Raw genomic sequence first — 2,345 nt, 5'->3', positions numbered from 1 at the left:
GGCGCGGCGGACGCCCTCGGCGCCGGTCCAGCCGTCCGCCAGCTTGCCGTTCGTGACGAACTGCTGCAGCAGCGGGCGGTCGTTGCCGTCGTCGAAGGGCGGGTGGCCGATGCCGACCACCTCGGCCGTGGCCGACCCGTGCTCGTCCAGCCGGCGCAGCGCGTATTTGCGTCCGCCGACGGAAATCTTGTTCTTCGACGCCTTCGCCACCGACACCTGCTCGCCGTTGCTGCCCTCGCGGCTGACCAGTTTGTAGACCATGCTCGCGGTCGGGGCGCCGGATCCGGTGACCAGCGCGGTGCCGACGCCGTAGGAATCCACCGGAGCCGAGGCGAGGGCCGCGATCGCGTATTCGTCCAGGTCCGAGGTGACGGTGATGCGGGTGTGGTGGTTGCCCAGGTCGTCCAGCAGCTGGCGCACCCACTGGGCCTGGGCGATCAGGTCGCCTGAATCCAGCCGCACGCCGCCCAGCTCCGGACCCGCCAGGTCCACGGCCGTCCGGACGGCGGTTTCGACGTCGTACGTGTCCGCCAGCAGGGTGGTACCCACGCCCAGCGAGGCCAGCTGCGCCTCGAAGGCCTGCTGCTCGGTGTCGTGCAGCAGGGTGAAGGAATGGGCGGCGGTGCCCACCGTCTTGACGCCGTACCGGTAGCCGGCTTCCAGGTTGGAGGTGCTGGAGAAGCCGCCGATCACCGCGGCCCGGGCGGCAGCCACCGCCGACTCCTCGTGCGTGCGGCGGGACCCCATCTCGATGCATGGCCGGCTGCCGGCGGCCCCGGTCATCCGCGAGGCGGCCGAGGCGATGGCGCTGTCGTGGTTCAGCACGGACAGGATGAAGGTCTCCAGCACGCAGGCCTCGGCGAAGCTCGACTCCACCACCAGGATCGGCGAATACGGGAAGTAGGCCTCGCCCTCGGCATAGCCGTAGATGTCGCCGGAGAAACGGAAATCGGCCAGCCAGTCGATGGTGCGCGCGTCGACCACGCCGGTGCGGGCCAGGAAGTCCAGCTGGTGCTCGGAGAACGTGAAGTGTTCCAGGCCTTCCAGGATCCGGCCGGTTCCGGCCACCACGCCGTACCGGCGGCCTTCCGGCAGCCGGCGGGCGAACGCCTCGAAGACCGAACGCCGGTGCGCCGCGCCGGAGTGCAGGGCGGCCTGGAGCATGGTCAGCTCGTAATGGTCGGTGTACAGGGAGGTGCTGGGGTGCGCCCAGCCGGCTGCGATGTTCACATCCCCGACTCTAATCCTGTTTCGCCCTCCGGGCAGTTCCGTGCCGCCGTCGCCCTCCGGGCAGTTCCGTGCCGCCGTCGCCGTCCGCGGAGTTCCGTGCCGCCGTCGGGCCGGAAGGGCGCGCCCTGCCTACAATGGAAGCCATGACCGTGAGCATCCTTCCCTCCTGCACAACCGTGCTGGACTCGGATATCGAGACGTCCCGCCGCGCGGAATCCGCCGAACTTACGGCCAAGGACACCCCGTGGGTGGTGATCGTGTGGAACGATCCGGTCAACCTGATGAGCTACGTCAGCTATGTCTTCCAAAGCTACTTCGGCTATTCGGAAACCAAGGCCCGCAAGCTGATGCTCGAGGTGCACCAGCAGGGGAAGTCGGTGGTGGCCACGGGCAGCCGCGAGCAGGCCGAGCGGGACACCGTGGCGATGCATTCGTTCGGCCTGTGGGCCACGTACCAGAAGGCGGACCAGGCGTAGATGGCCAAGGCATTCAAGCACACGCGCAAGGGAATCACCGGGTTCCTGGAACCCGCCGAGCGGGACCTGATCCGGAAGCTGTTCGCGGACGTCGTCGCCATGCTGGAAGTCGATCGGCAGGACGAGGATCCGCTCGCGGCGATCGTCGGCCTGGACATGGATGCCGCCAAGCCCCGGGACCCCGCGCTGCTCCGGTTGCTGCCGGATGCTGTGGAGCACGACGACGGCGAGGCCCTGGAGTTCCGCAAGCTCACCGAACGCTCGCTGCGGGAGGACAAGCTCGGGGCGCTGCGCGCCAGCGCGCTGCTGCTCGAACAGACGCCGCTGCACCTGACCGACGAGCAGGCCCGGCTGTTCGCCCGGGCCGTGAACGACGTCCGTCTGGTGCTGGCCGAGCGGCTGGAGCTGCGCACCGACGAGGACGCCCAGGCCCTGCATGAGATCGACGACTGGTCCCAGGCCGAGGACCTCGAGACCTATCTGGCGCTGGTCTACAACTTCATGACGTGGCTTCAGGAGACCCTGATGCAGGCGTTGCTGGACGGGCTGGACCACCCGTCGGGCCGGCACCGCTGAGCCGCGCCCCCCGCGCGCCCCTAGACACGTGAACCCGTGGCCCCGAAATCGCGGGGCCACGCC

Annotated in this window: 3 protein-coding genes; 2 read left to right on the top strand and 1 reads right to left on the bottom strand. The window is 69.3% G+C overall.

The annotated features are described in order from the left end of the window. Positions 1–1,230: nicotinate phosphoribosyltransferase (locus tag AC5RUJ_RS14845; RefSeq protein WP_494156096.1), on the bottom strand; the 1,230-nt coding region annotated here is incomplete at its 3' end. A gap of 143 nt (positions 1,231–1,373) precedes the next feature. Between AC5RUJ_RS14845 and clpS the strand changes: the two genes are divergently transcribed. Next, a complete protein-coding gene (clpS, locus tag AC5RUJ_RS14840; RefSeq protein ID WP_493979739.1) occupies positions 1,374–1,706 on the top strand; it encodes an ATP-dependent Clp protease adapter ClpS in 333 nt (110 codons plus the stop codon). Next, complete coding sequence (locus AC5RUJ_RS14835; RefSeq protein WP_494025640.1) at positions 1,707–2,282, top strand: DUF2017 domain-containing protein; 576 nt, start codon at positions 1,707–1,709, stop codon at positions 2,280–2,282. Positions 2,283–2,345: the final 63 nt, after the last annotated feature.

This window comes from Arthrobacter sp. Y3223164 (assembly GCF_059091005.1).
Note: the sequence above shows the minus strand (reverse complement) of the source record. Positions and strands in the feature narration are given on the sequence as shown.